This is a genomic window from Streptomyces sp. WZ-12 (assembly GCF_028898845.1).
Lineage (GTDB): Bacteria > Actinomycetota > Actinomycetes > Streptomycetales > Streptomycetaceae > Streptomyces.
In genome coordinates, this window is sequence record NZ_CP118574.1 from 3076934 (window position 1) to 3098834 (window position 21901).

General features: G+C 71.8%; 19 protein-coding genes. 3 read left to right on the plus strand and 16 right to left on the minus strand.

From position 1 onward, the window contains the following. Positions 1-69 precede the first annotated feature (69 nt). Entirely contained in the window at positions 70-528 is a 459-nt protein-coding gene (locus PV796_RS12805; RefSeq protein ID WP_274913113.1) for an ATP-binding protein, read from the minus strand. Positions 529-640: 112 nt separating this feature from the next. Here PV796_RS12805 and PV796_RS12810 point away from each other — a divergent pair, with 112 nt between their 5' ends. From PV796_RS12810 to PV796_RS12820, 3 genes are read left to right on the plus strand one after another with little or no spacing between them, the layout of a single operon-like run. Further along, positions 641-1462 carry a helix-turn-helix domain-containing protein gene (locus PV796_RS12810; protein WP_274913115.1) on the plus strand — a complete coding sequence of 274 codons (822 nt, stop codon included), beginning with the start codon at positions 641-643 and terminating at the stop codon, positions 1460-1462. Then, the gene (locus tag PV796_RS12815; RefSeq protein ID WP_274913116.1) at positions 1459-1713 is read left to right on the plus strand and encodes a DUF397 domain-containing protein; all 255 of its coding nucleotides are present in this window, start codon (positions 1459-1461) and stop codon (positions 1711-1713) included. The genes PV796_RS12810 and PV796_RS12815 overlap by 4 nt, the downstream gene beginning before the upstream one ends. Next, entirely contained in the window at positions 1710-2714 is a 1005-nt protein-coding gene (locus PV796_RS12820) for an aldo/keto reductase (RefSeq protein WP_274913117.1), read from the plus strand. The genes PV796_RS12815 and PV796_RS12820 overlap by 4 nt, the downstream gene beginning before the upstream one ends. A 111-nt stretch (positions 2715-2825) precedes the next feature. Here PV796_RS12820 and PV796_RS12825 read toward each other — a convergent pair whose 3' ends face one another. From PV796_RS12825 to mnmA, 15 genes are all read right to left on the minus strand, one after another. Beyond that, positions 2826-3752, minus strand: a complete 927-nt coding sequence (locus PV796_RS12825; RefSeq protein WP_274913118.1) for an LLM class F420-dependent oxidoreductase — start codon at positions 3750-3752, stop codon at positions 2826-2828. Between the two features lie 278 nt (positions 3753-4030). Beyond that, on the minus strand, positions 4031-5539 hold the full coding sequence (gene gatB, locus PV796_RS12830; RefSeq protein WP_274913119.1) for an Asp-tRNA(Asn)/Glu-tRNA(Gln) amidotransferase subunit GatB: 1509 nt from the start codon (positions 5537-5539) through the stop codon (positions 4031-4033). Positions 5540-5570: 31 nt separating this feature from the next. Continuing rightward, entirely contained in the window at positions 5571-5813 is a 243-nt protein-coding gene (locus PV796_RS12835; protein ID WP_274918991.1) for a hypothetical protein, read from the minus strand. A 71-nt stretch (positions 5814-5884) separates the two neighbouring features. Next, entirely contained in the window at positions 5885-7378 is a 1494-nt protein-coding gene (gene gatA / locus PV796_RS12840; RefSeq protein ID WP_274913121.1) for an Asp-tRNA(Asn)/Glu-tRNA(Gln) amidotransferase subunit GatA, read from the minus strand. A gap of 5 nt (positions 7379-7383) precedes the next feature. Then, entirely contained in the window at positions 7384-7680 is a 297-nt protein-coding gene (gene gatC / locus PV796_RS12845; RefSeq protein ID WP_274913123.1) for an Asp-tRNA(Asn)/Glu-tRNA(Gln) amidotransferase subunit GatC, read from the minus strand. An 875-nt stretch (positions 7681-8555) separates the two neighbouring features. Continuing rightward, entirely contained in the window at positions 8556-10664 is a 2109-nt protein-coding gene (locus PV796_RS12850; protein WP_274913125.1) for a putative bifunctional diguanylate cyclase/phosphodiesterase, read from the minus strand. A gap of 156 nt (positions 10665-10820) precedes the next feature. Then, positions 10821-13037, minus strand: coding sequence for an NAD-dependent DNA ligase LigA (gene ligA, locus PV796_RS12855; protein ID WP_274918992.1), 2217 nt, complete (start codon positions 13035-13037; stop codon positions 10821-10823). Between the two features lie 34 nt (positions 13038-13071). Further along, entirely contained in the window at positions 13072-14085 is a 1014-nt protein-coding gene (locus PV796_RS12860; RefSeq protein WP_274913127.1) for a methionine synthase, read from the minus strand. Between the two features lie 74 nt (positions 14086-14159). Continuing rightward, complete coding sequence (locus tag PV796_RS12865; protein ID WP_274913129.1) at positions 14160-15560, minus strand: MFS transporter; 1401 nt, start codon at positions 15558-15560, stop codon at positions 14160-14162. Between the two features lie 179 nt (positions 15561-15739). Next, on the minus strand, positions 15740-16198 hold the full coding sequence (locus tag PV796_RS12870; RefSeq protein WP_274913131.1) for a MarR family winged helix-turn-helix transcriptional regulator: 459 nt from the start codon (positions 16196-16198) through the stop codon (positions 15740-15742). A 93-nt stretch (positions 16199-16291) separates the two neighbouring features. Continuing rightward, a complete protein-coding gene (locus PV796_RS12875; protein ID WP_274913132.1) occupies positions 16292-16981 on the minus strand; it encodes an SDR family oxidoreductase in 690 nt (229 codons plus the stop codon). A 45-nt stretch (positions 16982-17026) separates the two neighbouring features. Further along, the gene (locus PV796_RS12880) at positions 17027-17569 is read right to left on the minus strand and encodes an LOG family protein (protein WP_274913133.1); all 543 of its coding nucleotides are present in this window, start codon (positions 17567-17569) and stop codon (positions 17027-17029) included. 100 nt (positions 17570-17669) lie between these two features. Continuing rightward, positions 17670-19046 (minus strand): NADP-specific glutamate dehydrogenase, encoded by a 1377-nt coding sequence (gdhA, locus tag PV796_RS12885; RefSeq protein ID WP_274913134.1) that lies wholly within the window; start codon positions 19044-19046, stop codon positions 17670-17672. Positions 19047-19232: 186 nt separating this feature from the next. Next, positions 19233-19904 (minus strand): VC0807 family protein, encoded by a 672-nt coding sequence (locus PV796_RS12890; RefSeq protein WP_376566959.1) that lies wholly within the window; start codon positions 19902-19904, stop codon positions 19233-19235. A gap of 304 nt (positions 19905-20208) precedes the next feature. Further along, positions 20209-21366: a tRNA 2-thiouridine(34) synthase MnmA gene (gene mnmA, locus PV796_RS12895; protein ID WP_274913137.1), complete on the minus strand. Its 1158-nt coding sequence runs from the start codon at positions 21364-21366 to the stop codon at positions 20209-20211. Positions 21367-21901: the final 535 nt, after the last annotated feature.

A 21901-nucleotide genomic window follows, 5' to 3' on the forward strand; every position in this document is an offset into this window, starting at 1 on the left:
CCTTTGTGGACTTCCCCACAGCCGAACCCCCAAAGACAACCGGCCCTCCTTATTGGGAAGTTAACCCCGTCAAAACTCGCTTAACGGACTTTCTTCACCCTCACCCTCCGTCCGCCACTCACACCACACGATCTTGCCGGGCAGCCGCTCCTCGACGCCCCACGCGTCCGCCAGCGCGGACACCAACCACAGTCCGCGCCCGCGTTCCTCATCCGCCGCACCACCCCCCTCCGACACCCGAGGCTCACCATCCCCACTGTCATGCACCTCCACCCGCAGCACCTTGTCCTCCGCCCCCAACGCCAGCCACAGCCGATACCCGCGCCCCGGCGGAACGCCGTGCAGCAGCGCGTTGGTGGACAGTTCGCTGACACAGAGCACCACGTCGTCCGCGCCCCGCTTCCGGTCCCAGTCGGCGAGCGCGGTCCGCGCGAACTCCCTGGCCAGCGCCACGGAACGGCGCTCGCGCCGGTAGAACGCCGTCCGGACCCGCACGGCCTGAATCTCCAGCTCCGCTTCCTCGTGCATGCACCCAATGTCACTGGTCGTGATTACGCTGGACCACAGCGTGATGTCGTACAGATGCGATGTACGACTTCTCGCCGCATCAGCAGGTCACGACGGGGGGAAGGCAAGCGGCATGCACCAGCCGAACAAACCGAAGCGGATCACGTCCTGGCATGTGATCGGCGCCCAGTTGAGCCACTTCCGCAGGGCGGCCGGGATGACACAACCGGCCCTGGCCGAGGCGGTGGGCGTCCACGAGGACACCATCGGCTCGATCGAGCAGGGCCGCAGAGCGCTCAAGATCGACCTGGCCGAGGCGTTCGACGAAGTCCTCGACACGAAGGGGGCGTTGGCGGTCGCGGTCAGGAAAGTGCCCAACAAGGAGCGCTTTCCGGCCTTCGTGCAGGACTTCGTCGAGTATGAGGCGGAGGCGATCTCCCTGCTCTCGTACGAGAACCACGTCGTGCCTGGTCTCCTCCAGACGCCGGCCTACGCACAGGCCGTCTTCTCGTGCCTCTTCCCGCCCATAAGGGAAGCCGACACCGCCGAGCGCCTCACCGCCCGACTCGATCGTCAGCAACTCCTCCAACGGGACCCGCCGCCGATCCTGAACTTCATCCTGGAGGAGGTGATCCTGCGTCGCCCGATCGGCGGCGAGGAGGTACTGCGGCAGCAGATCCAACATCTACGGGAGTGCGCGGAGTTGCCGTTCATCGGGCTTCAGGTCATGCCCACGGGGCGCAAGAGGCACGCGGGGCTCAATGGGCCACTCGTCCTTCTGGAGACACCCGATCACGGTCAACTGGCTTACATCGAAGGCCAGCGAGTGAGCTGCCTTGTGGACGAACCAGATGAGGTAAGCCTGCTCCAACAGAAGTATGGGATGCTGCGATCGCAGGCACTGACACCAGAAGACAGCATCAGCCTGCTTGATCAACTGGCGGGAGCAGCATGAGCGACCTGGCCTGGTTCAAGTCCAGCTACAGCGGCGACGAAGGCGGCAACTGCCTGGAAGCCGCCTTCGCTTGGCGCAAGTCCACCTACAGCGGAAGTGCGGGCGGCAACTGCCTCGAAGTAGCCGCCTCCCCCACCACCATCCACATCCGCGACTCCAAGAATCCCGACGGGCCGGTGCTCACCCTCCCGGCCGCCGCCTGGGGCGCGTTCATCACGGACGTCACCACCGACACCACCACCCACCCATGAAACAACGCCAACTAGGCGCCACCGGGCCGCTCGTCTCCGCGCTCGGGCTGGGCTGCATGGGAATGTCGATCTCGTACGGGGTGCGGGACGACGAGGAGTCCGTCCGCACCCTCGATCGGGCGGTCGAGCTCGGGGTGACCCTGCTCGACACCGCGGACGCGTACGGGCGGGGCGCCAACGAGGAGTTCCTCGGGCGGTGGTTGGGCAGCCGGCCGGCCTCCGTGCGGGACGGGCTGGTGGTCGCGACCAAGTTCGGGCTGCGGCACGACCCGGCCACGGGACGGGTGAACGCGGTCGACACCTCGGCCCGGTGGGTGCGGGAGGCGTGCCACGCCTCGCTGCGCCGCCTGGGAACGGACCGGATCGACCTCTACTACCTGCACCGCCGCGACCCGGCCGTCCCCATCGAGGAGACGGTCGGCGCCCTGGCGGAGCTCGTCGCCGAGGGCTCCGTGCGCCACCTCGGCCTCAGCGAGGTGAACCCGCAGACGCTGCGCCGGGCGCACGCCGTCCACCCCATCAGCGCCGTGCAGTTGGAGCACTCGCTCTTCACGCGCGACGTGCTGGAGGGCGAAATGCTGGCGACGTGCCGGGAGTTGGGCATCGGGGTCGTCGCGTACTCGCCGCTCGGGCGCGGGATGCTGACCGGCACGCTGGCCTCCCGCGCGGACCTCACCGCCGACGACGCCCGGCGCCGGTGGCCGCGGTTCGCGGACGAGAACATCGAGCGCAATCTGGCGCTGGTGCGGGCGCTGCGCACCGCCGCCGAGTCCCTGGGCTGCACCCCGGCGCAGGCCGTCCTCGCCTGGCTGCTCGCCCAGGGCGAGGACATCGTGCCGATCCCCGGCACCAAGCGCCGCGCCTACCTGGAGGAGAACGCGGCCGCGGCCGACCTGGCGCTCAGCCCGGAGCAGGCGGACCGGCTCCGAACCGCGGTGCCCGACGGAGCGGTGGCCGGCGGGCGTTACCCCGACGCGGCCCTGGCCCGCCTCGGTCACTGACCGACGGCCGCGCCCGCGGTCCCGGCCCCGCACCGGCCCGCCGACCACGGCCCGCTCACCCCCTCACCCCGTCAGCCGCTCCACCAGCCAACCGGTCATCCCGTCATCTCGTCATCCGGCCAGCAACGCCGGGGCCAGTTCGCGCAGTTGGTCGATGCCCAGGCCGCGCTCGGCGGCGATCGGCTGGAGCGCGACGTGGTCGGCGCCGGCGTCGTGGTGCTCCTGCACCCGCCGCCGGATGGCGTCCGCGTCGCCCCAGGCCACCAGCGCGTCGACCAGCCGGTCGCTGCCGCCGCCCGCGAAGTCGTCGTCCTCGAAGCCCAACCGGCGCAGGCTGTTGGTGTAGTTGGGGAGCGTGAGGTAAAGGCCGAGGTGCTCGGCGCGGATCAGGGCGCGGGCCTTCGCCGGGTCGGTCTCCAACAGGACGGCCTGCTCGGGGGCGAGCAGCGGAGTGGCGCCCAGCACCTCGCGGGCCCGGGCGGTGTGCTCGGGCGTGACGAAGTACGGGTGCGCGCCGGCGGCCCGCTCGGCGGCCAGCTCCAGCATCTTCGGGCCGAGCGCGGCGAGCACCCGGGCGGGCGCCTCGGGTATCGGGCCCTCGTAGCCGGACTCGTCCATCGCCGCCAGATACGCGCGCATCGCGGCGAGCGGCTTGGCGTAGGTGTGGCCCCGCGTGTCGACCTGCGGGGCGTGGCTGGCGCCCAGCCCCAGCAGGAACCGGCCCTCGTACGCCTCGGCGAGGGTGTGTGCGCCGCCGTTCATCGCCGTGGCGTCGCGGACCCAGATGTTGGCGATGCCGGTGGCGATCGTCAGCCGCTCGGTGGCGGCCAGCAACAACCCGGCATGCGCGAACGCCTCCTTGGTGGCCTGCGCCTCACCGAACCACAGCGCTCCGTAGCCCAGCCGCTCGACGTCGGTCGCGAACTCCCGCGCCACCGCGGCCGATACCCGGCCCAGCCCGCCCTGCCAGATCCCGACCCGACCGATCCGCGCCGCGACCTCCCGGCCCCCCGGTGCGGCCGTCCCCTGCTGCGCCATTGCTCACTCCTCCGCTCTCCGGCGGGCGTTGCCCCCGTCGCGACCCGTGACCGACGTTGATCCGTCGTTGATCCTTCTCCGGTAACAACCCGGCCCTTTCCCGTGACAGCACCGGCCGGCGGCGCGGCATTCCACCACCGCGACAGAAGATCGAAAATTCACCCGGGAGGGGTACGGACGCCCGGCACGGCACCGGCACGGCCCCGGTACGACGAAGCGGCCGCCCCTCCGAGGAGGGACGGCCGCTTCGCGCGCCAGGTACCGGCAAGGGCAGGGGCTCAGCCCTCGACGCCCAGCTTCTCCAGGATCAGCTCACGGACCCGGGCGGCGTCCGCCTGACCGCGGGTGGCCTTCATGACCGCACCGACCAGGGCACCGGCCGCGGCCACCTTGCCGCCGCGGATCTTGTCGGCGATGGCGGCGTTGGCGGCGATCGCCTCGTCCACCGCGGTGCCCAGCGCGCCCTCGTCGGAAACGACCTTCAGGCCGCGCTTCTCGACGACGGTGTCCGGGTCACCCTCGCCGGCCAGCACGCCCTCGATGGTCTGCCGGGCCAGCTTGTCGTTGAGCGAGCCGTCGGCGACCAGCGCGGCGACCCGGGCGACCTGCTCCGGGGTGATCGGCAGCGCGCCGAGCTCCACGCCGTCCTCGTTGGCGCGGCGGGCCAGCTCGCCCATCCACCACTTCCGGGCCGCGGCGGCGTCCGCACCGGCCTCGGTGGTGGCGACGATCAGGTCGACCGCACCGGCGTTGAGGATCGACTGCATGTCGAAGGCGGTAACGCCCCACTCCTCGCGCAGCCGATTGCGGCGCACCCGCGGCAACTCGGGCAGGTCGGCCCGCAGTTCCTCGACCCACTCGCGGGACGGGGCCACCGGCACCAGGTCCGGCTCGGGGAAGTAGCGGTAGTCCTCCGCCTCCTCCTTGACCCGGCCCGAGGTGGTGGAGCCGTCGTCCTCGTGGAAGTGCCGGGTCTCCTGGATGATCGTGCCGCCGGCGGAGAGCACCGCGGCGTGCCGCTGGATCTCGAACCGGGCGGCCCGCTCCACGGAGCGCAGCGAGTTGACGTTCTTGGTCTCGGAGCGGGTGCCGAACTTCTCGACGCCCTTGGGGCGCAGCGAGAGGTTCACGTCGCAGCGCATCTGGCCCATCTCCATGCGGGCCTCGGAGACGCCCAACGCCTTGATGAGCTCGCGCAGTTCGGCGACGTACGCCTTGGCGACCTCGGGGGCCCGCTCGCCCGCGCCCTCGATGGGCTTGGTGACGATCTCGATGAGCGGGATGCCGGCGCGGTTGTAGTCCAGCAGCGAGTGCCGCGCGCCGTGGATCCGGCCGGTGGCGCCGCCGACGTGGGTGGACTTGCCGGTGTCCTCCTCCATGTGGGCGCGCTCGATGTGGACGCGGAAGATCTCGCCGTCCTCCAGCTGAACGTCCAAGTACCCGTCGAAGGCGATGGGTTCGTCGTACTGCGACGTCTGGAAGTTCTTCGGCATGTCCGGATAGAAGTAGTTCTTCCGGGCGAAGCGGCACCACTCGGCGATCGAGCAGTTCAGCGCCAGGCCGATCTTGATCGCGGACTCGACGCCGATCGCGTTGACGACCGGGAGCGAGCCGGGCAGACCCAGGCAGGTGGGGCAGGTCTGCGAGTTGGGCTCGGCGCCCAGGGTGGTGGAACACCCGCAGAACATCTTGGTCTTGGTGCCGAGCTCGACGTGCACCTCCAGCCCCATCACGGGGTCGTAGGTGGCCAACGCGTCCTCGTACGGCACCAGTTCGGTGACAGTCACGGTGAAACTAACCTCTCAGGTCCGGCGCCGGTCAGCCCGCGAGGACGTCGTCGTCGTTGAGACGGCGCAGTTCGCGGACGAGCAGGGCGACCCCGGTGACGATGGCGGCGGCGGAGATGGCGGCGTCGATCAGCTGGAGCGTGTCGTGCTCCCCCTTGGCCTTCTTCGCCTGCTTGACGACGCTCACCGCGCCGAACAGCGTGGTGCCGATGGACAGGTAGGTGCCGGGCTTGGACTTCTTGAAGTTCTTGGCCTTGGCCAGCTTTCCGCTCACGGCAATCTCCTTCGGCATGTCCTCGTTGTCCCCCAGCGCCCGAATGGCCTGGGTGGTGCCCCCTTCGACGTTCACAGGGCCGGTGCCTCCTCCAGCAGGGAGTGGCCCCACTTCTCGGTGAGCGCGGACTCGACGGCGGCGCCCACCTTGTACAGCCGATCGTCGGCCATCGCGGGCGCGATGATCTGCAGACCCACCGGCAGGCCGTCCTCCGGCGCCAGGCCGCAGGGCAGCGACATCGCGGCGTTGCCCGCGAGGTTGGCGGGGATGGTGCAGACGTCGGCGAGGTACATCGCCATCGGGTCGTCGGTGCGCTCACCGATCGGGAACGCGGTGGTCGGCGTGGTCGGCGAGATGATCACGTCGACCTGCTCGAAGGCCCGCTCGAAGTCCCGGGTGATGAGGGTGCGGACCTTCTGGGCGCTGCCGTAGTACGCGTCGTAGTAGCCGGAGCTGAGCGCGTAGGTGCCGAGCATGATGCGGCGCTTGACCTCGGGGCCGAAGCCGGCCTCGCGGGTCAGTGCGGTGACCTCCTCGGCGGACTTCGTGCCGTCGTCGCCGACCCGCAGGCCGTAGCGCATGGCGTCGAAGCGGGCGAGGTTGGAGGAGCACTCCGAGGGCGCGATCAGGTAGTAAGCGGCCAGCGCCAGGTCGAAGGACGGGCAGTCCAACTCGACGATCTCGGCGCCCAGCTCCTTGAGGAGCGCGACCGACTCGTCGAAGCGCTGGAGCACGCCGGGCTGGTAGCCCTCGCCGCGGAACTGCTTGACGACGCCGATCCGCATGCCGTCCACGCTGCCGTTGCGGGCCGCCTCGACGACCGGCGGGACCGGGGCGTCGATGGAGGTGGAGTCCAGCGGGTCGTGGCCGGCGATGACCTCGTGCAGCAGCGCGGTGTCCAACACCGTGCGGGCGCACGGGCCGCCCTGGTCCAGGGAGCTGGAGAAGGCCACCATGCCGTAGCGGGAGACGCCGCCGTAGGTGGGCTTGACGCCGACGGTGCCGGTGACGGCGGCGGGCTGGCGGATCGAGCCGCCGGTGTCCGTGCCGATGGCGAGCGGGGCCTGGAAGGAGGCCAGGGCGGCGGAGGAGCCGCCGCCGGAGCCGCCGGGGATCTTGGTGAGGTCCCAGGGGTTGCCGGTCGGCCCGTAGGCGCTGTTCTCCGTGGATGACCCCATGGCGAACTCGTCCATGTTGGTCTTGCCGATGATGACGACGTCGGCGGCCTTGAGCTTCTTGGTCAGCGTCGCGTCGTAGGGCGGGAGCCAGCCTTCGAGGATCTTCGAGCCGACCGTGGTGGGAACGCCCTCGGTGGTGAAGATGTCCTTCAGCGCGAGCGGGACACCGGCCAGCGGGCCCAGCTTCTCGCCACGGGCGCGCTTCTCGTCGACGGCGCGGGCCTGGGCCAGCGCGCCCTCGCGGTCCACGTGCAAGAAGGCGTGCACCTTCTCGTCGACGGCCTCGATGCGGGCCAGGTGCGCCTCGGTCACCTCGACGGCGGTGATCTCACCGGCGGCGATCTTCGCCGCGGTCTCGGCGGCGGTGAGCTTGATCAGGTCTGTCATGGTGGTCACTCCTCCCCCAGGATCTGCGGCACCTTGAAACGCTGCTGCTCCTGAGCGGGGGCGCCGGAGAGCGCCTGCTCCGAGGTGAGCGACGGACGGACCTCGTCCGGCCGCATCACGTTCGTCAGCGGCAGCGGGTGGGAGGTCGGCGGTACGTCTTGATCGGCGACCTCGGAGACGCGGGCGACCGCGCCGATGATGTCGTCGAGCTGTCCGGCGAAGTGGTCGAGCTCTTCGGCCTTCAGCTCCAGACGTGCCAGCCGGGCGAGGTGGGCGACCTCCTCGCGCGTGATGCCAGGCATGCAGCGATCCTCTGGGTTTTCGGCGGAGTGTTCTGGGCGGAGTGTCCGGAAGGAGATTTCTGGGCGAATTCTCCGGCGGAGTATTCCGGCCCAATCCTATGGCGTAGGAGAACGCTGCCGCGAAACGCTTTCGCTTCGGGCGCCTACGGGGGCCCCGACGAGTGCCCGCGGCGGCCCCCACGGGCCGCCGCGGACAGGCTCACCCCGCCCCGGAGCGACTCACTCCGGCCCCTCCGGACCGGCTGCCGGATCGTTTGTCCTGGGCCGGCCGACGGCTTCGCCGCCCTCCGCCGGGCCGCCCGACGCCGACGGCTCACCCGCCCCCGCCGAGCGGCCCCTTAAGGACCGACGGCGCCCAAAACCATGCCCCGCGCCATCGCGCCGCACGGCCCCGCGGAGCGCGGACCCCTCCGACTCATCAGGCCGATCCGACGGCACGGCCCCGTCCAACGCCTCGTCCCCAACCGCTTCCCTCCCCTCCCCCGCTTCCGCCTCTCCCCTCTTCTCCCGCTCATCCGGAACAATCTCGTCCGCTACGGAGTCATGCGGCGCGGAGTCACGCGGTACGGACTCGTCCGGTACGGGCTCATCCGGTACGGACTCGTCCGGCTTCTGGGCCGGCTCGTTCGGCGCCGGCCCGTGGGGAGCGGCTTCGACCGATGCGGACTCCTCCGATGCGGTCTCCTCCGGCGCTGACTCGTCCGATGCGGACTCCTCCGATGGCGAGGGTGCGGATGCCGAAGGTCCGGATGTCGACGGCATCGCTCCGGGTGTCGGGTCCGGCGTCGGCGTCGAGCCGGGCGTCGGCGTCGAATCCGGTGGCGGGGCCTGGGTGTTGGTGTCGGAGCGGGGATACGGGACGGCCGGTGGCCGGGTCAGTTGAGGACCTGTCCCGAAGGGCGCTCGGCTGCCTTCTCCGCCGCCAGGGCGGACGTCTCCGACGCACGGTGCCACCCGTGCTCACCGCGGGCCCTCAGCCAGGCCGTGGTCTCGTCCGGTGGCATCGCGGCCGCCACCAGCCAGCCTTGTACGGCGTCACAGCCGAGGTCCCGCAGGCGTTCCCAGGTCTCGTCGTCCTCGACGCCCTCGGCGACGACCAGGAGGCCCAGCGAGTGGGCGAGGTCGAGGGTGCAGCGGACGATCTCGGCGTCCTCGGTGTCGACGGCCAGCCGGGCCACGAAGGAGCGGTCGATCTTGAGCTCGCTGACCGGGAGGCGTCGCAGGTGGACCAGGGAGCTGTACCCGGTGCCGAAGTCGTCCAGGGACATCTTCACGCCGTGGGCGGTGAGCCCGGCGAGGGTGTCGGCGGCTCGCTGCGGGTCCTCCAGGAGGACGTGTTCGGTTATTTCCAGTTGGAGGGCTCCGGGTGGAACGCGATGTCGGGCGAGGCGGGCCGCGACCGCGCCGGCGAAGCCCGGGGAGTGCACGTCGCGCGGTGAGACGTTCACCGCGACCGGCACCTCCAGGCCCATCGCCCGCCAGCGCGCCACCTGGGCGAGCGCGGTCTCCAGGACGTACTCGGTCAACCGCGGCATCAGGCCGGAGGACTCGGCGATGGCGATGAACTCGTCCGGTGGCACCCGGCCGCGGTCCGGATGGACCCAGCGGACCAGCGCCTCCAAGCCCGAGACCTGGCCGTCGAAGCGGACCTTGGGCTGGTAGTGGAGTTCGACGTCGCCGGCGTCCAGGGCGCGGCGCAGATCGCCCAACAGGCCCAGCCGGTCCGGGGTGTTGCCGTCCCGCTTGGCCTCGTAGAGCTCGACGCCGCTGCGGTCCCGCTTGGCCTGGTACATCGCCACGTCGGCGCGGCGCAGCAACCCCTCGGCGTCCAGGGCGTGTTCGGGATAGACCGCGACCCCCGCGCTGGCTTCGAGCACGAGGGTCAGTCCGTCGAGGTCCAGCGGGGAGCTGAGGGCGGCGACGAGGTTGCGGGCCACCCGTTGGGAGCTGGTGAGGGAGTCGGTGGCCGGCAGCAGGACGGCGAACTCGTCGCCGCCGAGCCGGGCGGCCTCCGCGCCGCGGGGCAGGGCGTGCCGCAGCCGGTCGGCGATCTGGAGCAACAGCCGGTCGCCGGCGAGGTGTCCGAGGGTGTCGTTGACCGAACGGAAGCGGTCGAGGTCGATCAGGACGAGGGCGACGCGGGTGCTGGCCCGCTCGGCCTCGTCCAGGGCCGTCCAGGTGCGCTCCAGCAGCCACTGGCGGTTGGGCAGGCCGGTGAGCGGGTCGCGCAACTGCTCCTCGGCACGGGCCCGGGCTATCCACAGCGTGGAGTCCAGCGCGATCAACGGGACCGCGAACAGCGGGAGGAGGAGCGGGGCGCCCACCGCGCACACCGCGATCAACGGGGCGATACCGAGCAGCGCGAGGCCGACCAGCGCCTGACGCACCAGCGCCGTGCGGGAGATGGCCGGCAGACCGCCGCCGAGCGGCAGCCGGCTGACCCACAACAGCCCCCGGCTGACGAGGAGATAGGCCCCCGCCATCACGATCACCTGGGGCAGGACGGTGAGGTCCCAGGCGACGGGCGCCCAGGGCCGACGGACGTCGGGGGCCACCCCACAGGCGGCCAGGCCGAGCGCCGCGGCGCCGATGCCGAGAACGTCAGCGGCCCCGTGGACCACGGCCTGTCGCCAGCGCTGCCGCCGGGCGGCGCCGACCAGGGTCACGACGGAGAGGCTGACCAGGACGGCCGGCACCCAGCCGTACAGGAGGAGTACGGCGAGGGCGAGGGCCGCCCCGGAGCCGGTGCCGCCCCACCAGCGGTCGCGGCCGAGGGCGACCAAGTGGCCGACGAGGACGCCGGTCAGCATCGCCAGCGCCCAGCCGACGGCACCTACGGGGAACAGCGGCTCGCCGCCGCCGAGAGTGTGCAGCACACCGGCGGCGAGCGCCACGCTCGCCGCCATGACGATGGCCGCGGGCAGCGCGGGCACCACGAGCCGGCGGAGCCGCGACGCCGGAGCGGCGCTGTCGGTCGGTTTCATTCCGATCCCTCTCACAGCCGGCGGTGCCCGCGCCACGGCAGGCGCACACGTCAACAGTAGGCCGCGGAAGGCCAACACGGGCAGCGATCCGCAGCGGTTGCCCGAATGCGACCCGGCCTCCCGGATCAATCTGGTATGCGCCGATGGGGTGACACCTCACTCCTCCTCAGGCGGAGTGACAGCTACCGCTCGTGCTGCCTCAGGACCCTGCTCCAGCAGCACAGCGAAGCCATCATCGTCCAACACGGGGACCTTCAACTGCATGGCTTTGTCGTACTTCGAACCGGGGTTGTCGCCCACCACCACGAATCCGGTCTTCTTGGAAACGGATCCGGTCACCTTTGCACCGAGAGCCTGCAGCGCTTCTTTCGCGCCATCTCTGGTGTGTGACTGAAGTGTGCCCGTTACGACGACGGTGACGCCTTCCAATGGCCGCGGGCCCGCCTCACCCGTCTGCTCCTCCTCCATTCGGACACCCGCGGCCCGCCAGCGCTCGATGATCTCCTGGTGCCAGTCCACCGCGAACCACTGCTTGAGGGAGGCCGCGATGGTGCCGCCGACGCCGTCCACGGCCGCCAGTTCCTCCTCGCTGGCGTCCCGGATGCGGTCGATGGAGCGGAACTCCCGGGCCAGTGCCTGGGCGGCCACCGGGCCGACGTGGCGGATCGAGAGACCGGTCAGGATCCGGGCCAGCGGGCGGGACTTGGCGGCCTGGATGTTCTCCAACATGGCGAGGGTGTTCTTCTTCGGCTCGCCCTTCTGGTTGGCGAAGAAGGTGACGACCTTCTCCTCGCCGGTCTTCGGGTCGCGCTTGGGCAGGCCCGTATCCGGGTCGAGGACATGGGACTTGATGGGCAGCAGCTCCTCGACGGCGAGGTCGAAGAGGCCGCCCTCGTCGTGCAGCGGCGGCTCGGCGGGCTCCAACGGCTGGCTCAGCGCGGTGGCGGCGACATAGCCGAAGTTCTCGATGTCCAGGCACTTGCGGCCGGCGAGGTAGAACAGCCGCTCGCGGATCTGGGCGGGGCAGGACCGGGCGTTGGGACACCGCAGGTCGATGTCGCCCTCCTTGGCCGGCTGGAGCGGCGCCTCGCACTCGGGGCACTCGGCCGGCATCACGAACTCCCGCTCGGTGCCGTCCCGGAGATCCACGACCGGGCCGAGGATCTCGGGGATCACGTCGCCCGCCTTGCGGATGACGATGGTGTCGCCGATGAGGACGCCCTTGGCCTTGACCACGTCCTGGTTGTGCAGGGTGGCGAACTCCACCTCGGAGCCGGCGACGGTGACCGGCTCGACGACGGCGTACGGGGTGACCCGGCCGGTGCGGCCGACGCCGACGCGGATGTCGACCAGCTTGGTGTTGACCTCCTCCGGCGGGTACTTCCAGGCGATCGCCCAGCGCGGGGCGCGCGAGGTGGCGCCCAGCCGGCCCTGGAGCGGGATCTCGTCCAGCTTGACCACCACGCCGTCGATCTCGTGCTCGACGGCGGTGCGGCGGGTCTCCGGGTCACCGTAGTGGGCGATGAACTCCCGTACGGCGGCGAGGGATTGGACGGCGCGGTTGTGCGAGGCGGTGGGCAGGCCCCATGCCTTGAGAAGGTCGTACGCCTCGGAGAGGCGGGCGATCTCCAGTCCGTCGCGGGCGCCGAGGCCGTGCACCACCATGTGCAGCGGGCGGGTGGCGGTGACCTTGGGATCCTTCTGGCGGAGCGAACCGGCCGCGGCGTTACGGGGGTTGGCGAACGGGGGCTTGCCGTCGGCCACCAGGCGCTCGTTGAGTTCGAGGAACTTCTCCATCGGGAAGTAGACCTCGCCGCGGATCTCGACGAGGTCGGGGACCTCGTCGCCGGCCAGGCGGTGCGGGATCTCGGCGATGGTGCGGACGTTGGGCGTGATGTCCTCGCCGGTGCGGCCGTCGCCGCGGGTGGCGGCGCGGGTGAGCCGGCCGTGCTCGTAGGTGAGGTTGACCGCGAGGCCGTCCACCTTGAGCTCGCACAGGAAGTGGTAGCCGGCGCTCTTGGCGTCGCCGCCGAGCTCGGTGGCGATCCGGTCGGCCCAGGCCGACAACTCCTCGTCGTCGAAGGCGTTGTCCAGCGAGAGCATCCGCTCGCGGTGGGCGACCTCGGTGAACTCCGTGGCGTAGGAGCCGGCGACCTTCTGGGTCGGGGAGTCCGGGGTGCGCAGCTGGGGGTGCTCCGCCTCCAGGGCCTCAAGGGAGCGCAGCAGCTTGTCGAACTCCGCGTCGCTGACGACCGGGGCGTCCTTCACGTAGTAGCGAAAGCGGTGCTCCTCGATCTCCTCAGCGAGCCGGGCGTGCTTCTCCCGTGCCGCGGCCGGCACCTCCGATGCCGTTGCGTGCTGTTCGCCAGCCACCGTCTTGTCCTCCCGTGTCCTGATCGTCAAGCGGTCACTCTGGGTTGTCTGCGAGTGATCTCGCCGCCCGGACGCAGTGGGCGAGGACCGCGCGGGCGTAGGCGGGCGAGGCGCCCGCCAGGCCGCACGACGGGGTGACCACCACGGACTCCGCGAGGAGCCCCGGCGCCAGCCCCAGCCTGCGCCACAGCGTCCGGACACCCATGACGCTACCGGCAGGGTCTGACAATGGGCCGTCCACGCCCGGCACCACGCCCGCGAACAGCGCGGTACCGCCCTCGACCGCCTCGCCCAGCACCTCGTCCTCACGCTCGGTGAGCAGCCCGGCGTCGAACGAGACGCCCGCGGCACCGGCCCGCCGCAGCAGCGCGAACGGCACCTCGGGGGCGCAGGAGTGGACGACGACGGGCGCGCCGTCGGCCGCCGCCACGAGGTCGCGCAGCGCGCCCTCGACGACCGCCCGGTCCACCGCCGGGTGGGTGCGGTAGCCGCTGGCGGTCTTGATCCGTCCCCGGAGCACCGCGGTCAGCGACGGCTCATCGAGTTGGAGGACGGGGTCGGCGCCCGGCACCCGGCGCCGGACCTCCGCGAGGTGGCCGCGCAGCCCCTCGGTGAGGGAGGCGACGAGGTCCCGGCAGGCGCCGGGGTCGCCGACCGCCGCCTCGCCGTTGCGCAGTTCCAGGCTGGCGGCCAGCGTCCAGGGACCGACCGCGGAGACCTTCAGCGGGCCGGTGTATCCCTGGGTGAACTCCTCCAGGGCGTCCAGGTCCTCGCCGAGCCAGGAGCGGGCCCGGCGGGTGTCGCGGCCGGGCCGGTCGCTGATCCGCCAACCGCTGGGCTCCACATGGGCGTAGAGCTCGACGAGCATGCCGAGGGTGCGCCCGATCATGTCGGCGCCGGGCCCCCGAGCGGGGAGCTCGGGCAGATGGGGGAAGTCCTCCAGTGACCCGGTGACGGTCTTCGCCGCTTCGCGCGCGTCACCGCCCGGCATCGACCCGATGCCGGTGGCCGCGCCCGCGGTCCACTTGTGCCTGCTGTTCTCGCTCACCCCGGAAGGGTATGCGGCGGTGGGCCGGGCGGGGGCCGCCGGCTCCGCCCGGCCCACCGCCGGCCGCCCGCAGGTCAGCCCCGTGCGCGCAGGCCCAGCCAGCTCACCGCCGCGGCGACCGCCAGGGCCAGCGCGGTCAACGCGAAGGCGTGGCCGGTCCCTTGGTGGGCGTCGCCCGCGCCGGTGAGCACGGCGCCCATGCCGGCGATGCCGACCAGCGAGCCGACCTGGCGGTTGGCGTTGAGGGTGGCGCTGCCGATGTCGGCGTGCGTGCGGCCGGCGGCCTCCATCAGCACGCCGGTCATCGCCGGGGAGGCGATGCCGCTGGCGAGGTTGGCGACGGCCAGCACCGCCGCGATCGTCCCGTACGGGAGGGCCGGGGAGAGCACCAGGAAGAGCAGGAGGTAACTGGCGGCGGAGAGCGCCAGGGAGGTGGTGAGCGCGGCCCGGTTGCCGGTGCGCGGGGCGATCCGGGTGTAGAGGACGTTGCCGACCGGGATGACCAGGACGGCCGGGAGCATCGCCAGGCCGGCCGTCACCGCGCTCGCGCCGCGCCCGGTCTGGAGGAACAGGCCGAGGACGAACAGGGCGCCGTAGAAGGCGAAGTTGAAGAGGAAGCCGACCGCGTTGGCGGCGCTGAAGCGACTGTCGGCGAAGAGCACGACCGGCAGGACGGGGGTGCGGGCGGTGCGCTCGCGGAGCACGAACGCGGCGGCCGCGAGCACCGCGAGGGCGGCCGCGAGCAGCACGCCGGGCGCGGTCCAGCCGGCGGCGGGCCCCTCGATGAGGGCGTAGCTGAGCGCACCGAGGGCGAGCAGGCCCAGGACGTGGCCGGCGCCGCCGAGCGGGGCACCGCTGCCCGGGGTCGGCGCGACGACCCGGCGGGTCAGCAGCAGCCCGGCGATCCCGATGGGGAGGTTGACCAGGAAGATGCTGCGCCAGCCCAGGGTGCCCACCAACAGGCCGCCGAGGGTGGGCGCCAGGGCGACGGAGGTGGAGACGATCGCGGACCAGATGCCGAGCACCTTCGCCCGGCGCGCCGGCTCCGGGAAGGCGTTCATCAGCAGCGACAGGGAGCTGGGCATGAAGAGCGCGGCGCCGGCCCCTTGGGCGAAGCGGGCCGCCGTGAGGGCGGTGCCGCTCGGTGCGGCGGCGCCGAGCAGGGACGCGGCGGTGAAGACGGCCAGCCCGATGAGGTAGATCCGGCGGGCGCCGTACCGCTTGGCCAGCGAGCCGGCGAGCAGCAGCAGCGCGGCGAAGGCGAGGACATAGCCGTCGACGACCCAGGTGAGGCCGGACATGGTCAGCCCGAGCCGGTCCCGGAGGTCGTGCGCGGCGACGTTCATGATGCCGGTGTCCAGGCTCGCCATCACGAACCCGAGGGCCAGGACGACGAGTTGGACGCCGCCGCGGGCGGGCGCAGGGCGGGTCGGGGTGCTCGCCGTACGGCGCGGCGCGGCGGTCTCTGTGATCATGGAATTAGTTATAGCTGTAGCTATCCATCGCGAGCGATAGTTACAGCTATAACTTTACTGAAGCGATACCAAGCCCCGGCACCGAGCCGACGACCCCGGGAACCAGCGGCACCAACTCACGCCACAGGCCCCCGGGTTGCACCCGGGGGCCTGTGGGGAGGGGCGGTCGGATCGGCGCGCTAGGGCGCGGTCCGGCCCAGCGCCCTGAGGAGTTCGTCGCGGAGCGCGCTGCGCTCCTCGTAGGAGAGGTGGTCCAACGGCGACCCGGTGCCCATCCGGCGCAGCAGGTCCAACCGCAGCTCCCGGCCGGCCTCGGTCAGCACCAGTTGCTTGGCCCGCCCGTCCGCGGGGTGCGGTCGGCGGACCACCATCCCCTGCTTCTCCAACTTGGAGATGACATAGGTGACGTTGGGCGGCTCACAGCACAGCACCGCGGCCAACTCGCGCGCGGTCCTCGGCTCGCCCAGTTCCTCCAGCGCCTTCGCCTGGGTCGGCGTCAGGTCCAACTCCGCGATCCGGCTGCGCTGGTGGGCGTCCATGCGGCGGCTCAGCTCGGTGACGAGGCCCCGGATCTCCCGGAACCCGCACCCGGCCGCGGCGGTGTTCTTCGCTTCGGTGCTCGGCCTCGACGTGGTCACCCCCGAAGCGTACGTCGCCCCCGTGCGGTGCACGGGGGCGAGGGGCGGCCGGACGACCGGTGCGGCCCCCGGGAGCCGGGGGCCGGGCTGCGGTCAGCGGCCGGGGCGGACCACCACGTCCTTGAGCTCCGCGTCCCGCGGGAGGTCGATCGCGGTGAGGATGGCCGTGGCCACCGACTCCGGGTCGATCCACCGGGACGCGTCGTAGTCCATGCCCTCCTGCTGGTGGGTGGACTCCTGCATGGGCGTGGCGGTGCGCCCCGGGTAGACCGAGGTGACCCGCACGCCGTTGTCGTGCTCCTCGGCGCGCAGCGAGTCGGCCAGCGCCTTCAGGCCGTGCTTGCTCGCCGCGTAGCCGCCCCAGTTGGCGTTCGCGGCCAGCCCGGCGCCGGAGTTGACGAAGACCACGTCGCCGCGGGCCACCCGCACCAGCGGCAGCAGCAGGCGGGTGATCTCCGCGGGCGCGACGAGGTTGACGGCGAGCTGCCGCTGCCACGCCTTGGCCGGCAGGTCGCCGACCGCGCCCAGCTCGATGACGCCCGCGATGTGCTGGAGCGAGTCGAGCCGCTCCGGCAGCGCCTGCTGCCCGAAGGCCCAGTCCAGCTTCTCGGGGTTGGCGAGGTCGCCGACGAGGGTGCGGGCGCCCGGGAACCGCTCGGCCAGTTCCTTGGCGCGACCGGCGTCCCGCGCCAGCAGCCACAGCTCCTCGCCGCGCTCGGCCAGCCGCCGCGCGACCGCCGCTCCGATGCCCGAACCGGCGCCTGTGATCAAGTGCGTACCCATGGGGACGATCCTACGGCGTGCCCTTCCGGGGGACGCGGGGCCGGGTCAGCCCTCGATGCTGACCTGTTCTTCCAGGTAGGCCAGCGCGCCCGCGCCGTCCTCGGCGAAGAAGACCAGCTCGGTCAGCGGGATCGGCAGGAAGCCCTCGGCCGCCATCCGCTCGAACTGGCTCCTGAGGCCGTCGTAGAACCCGGCGGTGTTCAGCAGCACCACCGGCTTGCCGTGCATCCCGTGCTTGCGCAGCTCCAGGATCTCGGTCGCCTCGTCGAGCGTGCCGGTGCCGCCCACCATGACGACCACGGCGTCGGCGCGCGCCAGCAGCTGCGCCTTGCGCTCGGCGAGGTCCTTGGTGACGACCATCTCGTCCGCGTTGGTGCGCGCCTTGTGCGCCAGGAACTCCACGGAGACGCCGAGGAGTTTGCCGCCGGCCTCCTGGACACCGTCCGCCATGACCTTCATCAGCCCGGTGTCCGAACCACCCCATACCAGGGCGTGACCGCCCTGACCGATCAATTCGGCGAACTTCCGGGCAGGCTTGACATAACGGTCATCGAGGTCGGCGGCGGAGCAGAAGACGCAGATATTCATGCCGCTCACCCTACGGGCACCCGGCGGGCACCCCACGGGCGCGCGGGAGCACGCCGGGCCCGGCGGTGCGGCGCGCTCACCACCGGGCCCGGCGCGGCCGTCAGATCAGGCCCTGGTCCAGCATCGCGTCCGCGACCCGCTCGAAGCCGGCGATGTTGGCGCCCGCCACGTAGTCACCGGGCAGCCCGAAGCGCTCGGCGGTCTGGAAGCAGACGTCGTGGATCCCCCGCATGATGGCGGCGAGTTCGCCCTCCGCGCGCTCGAACGACCAGGTCTCGCGGCCGGAGTTCTGCCGCATCTCCAGCGCGCTGGTCGCCACGCCGCCGGCGTTGGCCGCCTTGCCCGGGCCGAAGGCCACCCCGGCCTCCTTCAACAGCGCCACCGCCTCGGGGGTGGTGGGCATGTTGGCGCCCTCGGAGACCGCCTTGACGCCGCCCTGGATCAGGACGCGGGCGGCGTCCGCGTCGAGCTCGTTCTGGGTGGCCGACGGCAGCGCCACGTCGCAGGCGACGTCCCAGACACGTCCGCCGGGGACGTACCGGGCCGAACCGCCGCGCCGCTCGACGTAGTCGGCGACCCGGCCCCGCTCGACCTCCTTGATCTGCTTGAGCAGCGCCAGGTCGATGCCCTTCTCGTCGACGACGTAACCGCCGGAGTCCGAGACGGTCAGCACATTGGCGCCGAGCGCCTGGGCCTTCTCGATGGTGTAGATCGCGACGTTGCCGGACCCGGAGACGACGACCTGCTGGCCGTCCAGCTCCTCGCCGCGCCGCTTGAGCATCTCCTCGGTGAAGAGCACGTTGCCGTAACCGGTGGCCTCCGTACGGGCCTTGGAGCCGCCCCACTCCAGGCCCTTGCCGGTGAGGACGCCGGCCTCCCAGCGGTTGGTGATCCGGCGGTACTGGCCGAAGAGGTAGCCGATCTCCCGGCCGCCGACGCCGATGTCACCGGCCGGTACGTCGGTGTGCTCGCCGAGGTGGCGGTGCAGCTCGGTCATGAAGGACTGGCAGAAGCGCATCACTTCGGCGTCCGACTTGCCGTGCGGGTCGAAGTCGCTGCCGCCCTTGCCGCCGCCGATGTTCAGCCCGGTCAGTGCGTTCTTGAAGATCTGCTCGAAGCCGAGGAACTTCACGATGCCGAGGTTGACGGACGAGTGGAAGCGCAGGCCGCCCTTGTACGGGCCGAGCGCGCCGTTGAACTCCACCCGGAAACCGCGGTTGACCCGGATCCGGCCCGCGTCGTCCTGCCAGGGCACCCGGAACATGATCTGCCGCTCCGGCTCGACCAGCCGCTCCAGGACCTTGGCGTCCGCGAACTCGGGGCGGGCCGTCAGCACCGGCGCCAGGGTCTCCAGGACCTCCAGGGCCGCCTGGTGGAACTCCGCCTCACCGGGATTCCGGCGGATCAGCTCGGCGTGCAGGGACGCCAGCTCGGCGGTGAGACCGCCGGGCGTGACCTCAGGTTGAACAGTCGACATGACTTCCGTTCCCTTCGTGGCCGACGAAAGCCGCGTGCCGTCCGGATCGCCGTTGAACCGTCGACGCGGGCTTGGATGTCCCGTCGCATCGCCGACCTTATGCGCCGCTGCCCGCCGGATCGAGGGCGGGGTGCTCGGCACGCCGATCCTCACGCGATTTCCCCAACTCCCCCGCGCTGCTCCGCATCAGACGCCGGCCACCTGGGCGACCGCGTCCTTCCCGGCGTCCGCCGCGGCGCCCGCGCCGCCCGCGGCCTCCGCCCTCACCATCCGCTCCATCGGCTCGGCGGCGGCACCGCCGGCGACCACCATGGCGAACAGCAGCGCCACCACCGTCAACACCGTGCCCAACCACACCATGGTGTGCACCGGGAGGAGATAGGCGCCGGCGGCCTTGACCGCGCACTCGACCAGCAGCGTGCTCCCCCATATGACCGAGAACCGCCGCTCCAGCCGCCGGAACCGCGCCCCGCGCGCCATGAGCCGGTCCCATGCGGCCACCCCTTGCGAACTGCCCTTGGTCACCCACGGCTTGAGCCCCGCCGTCATCAACGGCCGCCCCCGCCACACCGAGAACAGCACCGCGAGCCCGATCACGCTGCTGACGCCGCTGTCCTTGGCCATCATCAGCCGCGGATCGCCGGTCATCGTGCTCGTCGCCAGCCCCACCACGTTGACCAGGAGTATCAGCAGCGCGAGGCCGTTGACGGTCCGCTCCCGGACCAGGCTCCAGACGGTGCGCAGCGCCGGGACGACGCTGCTCCAGGCCAGCGCGGCGACGTCGCCGAGGTCGAAGGCGTTCTTGAGGACGTAGTACGACGCCAGCGGAATACCGAGGTCCAGGACCAGCGGTGCCATGGTCTTGACGAGCTGACTGCCGGCGGACGGTTGGTGACTCACCACGGACTCCCCCGAGTTGGGCGGTGCACGGCGACTGCGGCGCCGTGCCGGACACCCCAAGCCTCGGGCACCGCGGGGTCCGGCCGGCAGTTCCAACTGTCCCGACTTGGCCGTGACATTTGTCAGGGGTGGCACCCGGGCTGGTGGCGGTGACCGGCCCGTGGGGTGCGTGGGGCGTACGGGTCGCGCGGGGTCTACGGCTCCCGCGGCCCCGCGGGTGCAGCCGGTTCCGGTGGTCCCGATGGTCCCGGCGGCGGTCGGGTCAGCCGGCCTGCTGCCGCGGGGCGCCCGCGGCGGCGGTGCTGCGCCGCGTGGTGGTGGCGATCGTCGCCGAACCGACCACCCGCGTGCCGTCGTAGAGCACGATCGCCTGGCCGGGCGCGACGCCACGGACCGGCTCGGTGAAGGAGACCCGCAGCTCGGTGCCGTCGACCACCTCGGCCCGCACCTCGGTCTCGCCGCCGTGGGCGCGGAGCTGGGCGGTGTAGACGGCCTCGCCGGCCTCCGGCGGGCGGCCGCACCAGCGGGGGCGGATCGCGGTGAGCGCGGTCACGTCCAGGGCGGCGGCCGGGCCGACGGTGACGGTGTTGTCCACCGGCGAGATGTCGAGGACGTAGCGGGGCTTGCCGTCGGCGGCCGGGGTGCCGATGCGCAGGCCCTTGCGCTGGCCGATGGTGAAGCCGTACGCGCCCTCGTGCGTGCCCAGCTTGGCCCCGGACTCGTCGACGATGTCGCCCTCCGCGGCGCCCAGCCGCTTGGCCAGGAAGCCCTGGGTGTCGCCGTCGGCGATGAAGCAGATGTCGTGGCTGTCGGGCTTCTTGGCGACGAACAGGCCGCGGCGGGCGGCCTCTTCGCGGATCTCGGCCTTGGTGGTGGGGGTGTCACCGAGCGGGAACATGGCATGCGCCAACTGGCGGTCGTCGAGCACGCCGAGGACGTAGGACTGGTCCTTGGCCATGTCGGCGGCGCGGTGCAGCTCGCGGGAACCGTCCTCGCGCAGGAGCACCTTGGCGTAGTGGCCGGTGCACACCGCGTCGAAGCCGAGGGCGAGCGCCTTGTCCAACAGCGCGGCGAACTTGATCTTCTCGTTGCAGCGGAGGCAGGGGTTCGGCGTGCGGCCGGCCTCGTACTCGGCGATGAAGTCCTCGACCACGTCCTCGCGGAAGCGCTCGGCCAGATCCCAGACGTAGAACGGGATGCCGATCACGTCGGCGGCGCGGCGGGCGTCGTGGGAGTCCTCGATGGTGCAACAGCCGCGGGCGCCCGTGCGGAACGACTTGGGATTCTCGGAGAGCGCGAGGTGGACGCCGGTGACGTCGTGGCCCGCCTCGGCGGCGCGGGCCGCGGCGACGGCGGAGTCCACACCGCCGGACATGGCGGCGAGGACGCGGAGGCGGCGGGGGGCGGCGGCATCAGTCATAGCCCTTCAAGGGTAGACGGTCCGCTGCGTTTGGCTTGCGGCCCACGTTGTCGGCTTTCCCGCCGCGCGGGTTCCTGTCTTTTGCGCCTGCGGCGCGGGCCGATCCGCTGCGCGGGGCGAGCCGATGTGTCCGCTGCCGGTCCGCTTGCGCGGGGCGGGTCGAGTTGTCTGGTCCGCTGCGCGGGGCTGTTGGGTTGCGGTGACGGGCCTGCGGGGGCGGTGTGCCAGACTGCTTCGCTTTACGTCTGGCACACCGCCCCCTCCGGCCCGTCCCCTCCCGTTGAGGGGTGGATTTCTCTGGGATGGAGCTGATCCTGAGTGGTCCTCTGACGGTCACCGCGCAAGCTCATGCGCCTTCTTACGATCACCGCTCACGCGTACTCGTCCTCTGACGGTCACCACTCAACCCAACGACCCGAGTTGACCCACCGGGCGGACGTGGCACCCACCGTTTTTTCCCACCCTCCAACGGGAGGGGACGGGCCGGAGGGGTGGGTGTGCCAGACGTAAAGCGAAGCAGTCTGGCATGCCCGCC

Coding starts and splice junctions, on each gene's coding strand:
- PV796_RS12805 (WP_274913113.1), bottom strand. CDS start 528: ATGCACGAGGAAGCGGAGCTGGAGATTCAGGCCGTGCGGGTCCGGACG.
- PV796_RS12810 (WP_274913115.1), top strand. CDS start 641: ATGCACCAGCCGAACAAACCGAAGCGGATCACGTCCTGGCATGTGATC.
- PV796_RS12815 (WP_274913116.1), top strand. CDS start 1,459: ATGAGCGACCTGGCCTGGTTCAAGTCCAGCTACAGCGGCGACGAAGGC.
- PV796_RS12820 (WP_274913117.1), top strand. CDS start 1,710: ATGAAACAACGCCAACTAGGCGCCACCGGGCCGCTCGTCTCCGCGCTC.
- PV796_RS12825 (WP_274913118.1), bottom strand. CDS start 3,752: ATGGCGCAGCAGGGGACGGCCGCACCGGGGGGCCGGGAGGTCGCGGCG.
- gatA (WP_274913121.1), bottom strand. CDS start 7,378: ATGACAGACCTGATCAAGCTCACCGCCGCCGAGACCGCGGCGAAGATC.
- gatC (WP_274913123.1), bottom strand. CDS start 7,680: ATGCCTGGCATCACGCGCGAGGAGGTCGCCCACCTCGCCCGGCTGGCA.
- PV796_RS12850 (WP_274913125.1), bottom strand. CDS start 10,664: ATGAAACCGACCGACAGCGCCGCTCCGGCGTCGCGGCTCCGCCGGCTC.
- PV796_RS12865 (WP_274913129.1), bottom strand. CDS start 15,560: ATGATCACAGAGACCGCCGCGCCGCGCCGTACGGCGAGCACCCCGACC.
- PV796_RS12875 (WP_274913132.1), bottom strand. CDS start 16,981: ATGGGTACGCACTTGATCACAGGCGCCGGTTCGGGCATCGGAGCGGCG.
- PV796_RS12880 (WP_274913133.1), bottom strand. CDS start 17,569: ATGAATATCTGCGTCTTCTGCTCCGCCGCCGACCTCGATGACCGTTAT.
- gdhA (WP_274913134.1), bottom strand. CDS start 19,046: ATGTCGACTGTTCAACCTGAGGTCACGCCCGGCGGTCTCACCGCCGAG.
- PV796_RS12890 (WP_376566959.1), bottom strand. CDS start 19,904: ATGGCACCGCTGGTCCTGGACCTCGGTATTCCGCTGGCGTCGTACTAC.
- mnmA (WP_274913137.1), bottom strand. CDS start 21,366: ATGACTGATGCCGCCGCCCCCCGCCGCCTCCGCGTCCTCGCCGCCATG.